Raw genomic sequence first — 1974 nt, 5'->3', positions numbered from 1 at the left:
GGCCGTCCTGGGGCTCGTCACGGCCACCCGCCGGGGCACGGCCTCGCGGCGCCCCTGCTCCGGGCGGCGGACCGGACCGGCGCGGCGGGTGGGGTCGGAGGTCACTCGGGACGCGCCTTCCTGGCCCGCCGGACGAGCAGGTCGCGCAGCTCGCGGGTGTGGCGGCGGCTGACGGGGATCTCCGTCTCCCCCACGCGCACCACGCACTTGCCCGAGTCGATGTGCAACTCGTCGATGTGCTTGACCGCCACCAGGTGGCTGCGGTGCACGCGGACGAACCCGGCCGAGGCCCAGCGCTCCTCGAGGGTGGCAAGCGGGATGCGCACCAGGTGGCTGCCGGTGGCGGTGTGCAGGCGGGCGTAGTCGCCCTGCGCCTCGACGTAGACGACGTCGGCGCTGCAGACGAACCTGGTCACCCCGCCCAGTTCGACGGGGATCGTGTCGGACTCCCCGGTGTCCGTCGCCACGTCGGCCGAGACAGCGACCCGCCGGATCGCCTCGGCGAGCCGTTCCGGGCGCACCGGTTTGAGCAGGTAGTCCTCCGCCTTGATCTCGAAGGCGTCGACGGCGTGCTCCTCGTACGCGGTGACGAAGACGACGCGCGGCGGGTTGGCGAACCGCGACAGCAGCCGCCCGAGCACCACGCCGTCCAGCCCGCGCATCCTGATGTCGAGGAAGACCGCGTCGATCGGCCTGCCGTCGGCGATGGCGCGGTCGAGCAGCCGCAGCGCCGCGGCGCCGTCCCGGGCGGTCGTCACCTCGCCGATGCGGGGATCGGCGCGGAGGAGGTAGGACAGGTCTTCCAACGCGGGAAGCTCGTCGTCCACCGCCAGCACACGAAGTTGCGCCATAGACAGTGATAAAACCGACAACGGAGCCCTGGCGTCAACCTGGGACAACAGCGGTCAGCGGGCCGAGACGCCCGGGTGATACTTCGGCAACCTGACGTTGACCTTGGTGCCCGCCCCGGTGGCCGTCTCGACGACGAGGCCGTAGTCGTCCCCGTAGACCTGGCGCAGCCGCTCGTCCACGTTGGCCAGCCCGACGCCGCCGGCCGCCGGGTTGAGCTCGCCGGCCAGGATGCGGCGCAGCCGCTCGGGGTCCATGCCCAGCCCGTCGTCCTCGACGCTGATCCGGCACAGGGCGCCCGCGTCCTCGGCGATGATCGTGATGCGGCCGACGCCGTCCTTGCTCTCCAGGCCGTGCCTGACGGCGTTCTCCACCAGCGGCTGCAGGCAGAGGAACGGCACCGCGACCGGCAGCACCTCGGGCGCGATGCGCAGCGTGACCTGCAACAGGTCGCCGAAGCGGGCGCGCTCCAGCGTGAGGTAGCGGTCGATCGAACGCAGCTCCTCGGCCAGCGTGGTGAACTCGCCGTGCCTGCGGAAGGAGTAGCGGGTGAAGTCGGCGAACTCCAGCAGCAGCTCGCGAGCCCGTTCCGGATCGGTGCGGACGAACGAGGCGATCGTGGTGAGCGAGTTGTAGATGAAGTGCGGCGAGATCTGCGCCCGCAGCGCCCGCACCTCCGCCTCCATGAGCAGCGTGCGCGAGCGGTCCAGCTCGGCCAGCTCAAGTTGCGAGTCCACCCACCCGGCCACCTCCTGGGCGGCCCTGACCAGCCCCGCCGAGGCGTGCGGCCCGTAGGCCGCCAGCGCGCCGACGACCCGCTCGTCGGTGGTGAGCGGGACCACCACCGCGTGCCGCACGGGGCATTCCAGCAGTTCGCAGTCGAGGGTGAGGACCTGGGTGCGGCCGTCCTCCAGCGTGGCCCGCGCGTGCTCGAACGCCTGGTGGGCATGGTGCTCGCCGGCGCCGTCGTACACCAGCAAACGCTCGCTGTCGGTGACGGCCACCGCGGAGGAGCCGAGCAGCATGCGCAGGTGCCGCGAGGCCCGCAGGGCCCCGTCGGCGGTCAGTCCGGCCCGCAGCGGCGGGCCGGCGAGCGAGGCGGTGTGGAGGGTCTCGAACGTGGCG

General features: G+C 72.5%; 2 protein-coding genes. Both read right to left on the bottom strand.

Features of this window, described 5'->3' with window-relative positions; translation table 11 throughout:
- Positions 1-101: 101 nt before the first annotated feature.
- Positions 102-851 carry a LytR/AlgR family response regulator transcription factor gene (locus tag DQW85_RS23765; protein WP_113702284.1) on the bottom strand — a complete coding sequence of 250 codons (750 nt, stop codon included), beginning with the start codon at positions 849-851 and terminating at the stop codon, positions 102-104.
- Between the two features lie 54 nt (positions 852-905).
- Positions 906-1974 (bottom strand): sensor histidine kinase (locus DQW85_RS23760; RefSeq protein WP_113702283.1); only part of this gene is annotated, 1069 nt, incomplete at its 5' end.

Source organism: Nonomuraea lactucae, assembly GCF_003313395.1.
Taxonomy (GTDB): domain Bacteria; phylum Actinomycetota; class Actinomycetes; order Streptosporangiales; family Streptosporangiaceae; genus Nonomuraea; species Nonomuraea lactucae.
The sequence above is the reverse complement of the archived record's forward strand: the minus strand, read 5'-3'. Positions and strand labels throughout refer to the sequence as shown.

Bases quoted from the DNA above. Each gene is read 5' to 3' on its own strand.
- DQW85_RS23765 (WP_113702284.1), bottom strand. From the start codon at position 851: ATGGCGCAACTTCGTGTGCTGGCGGTGGACGACGAGCTTCCCGCGTTG.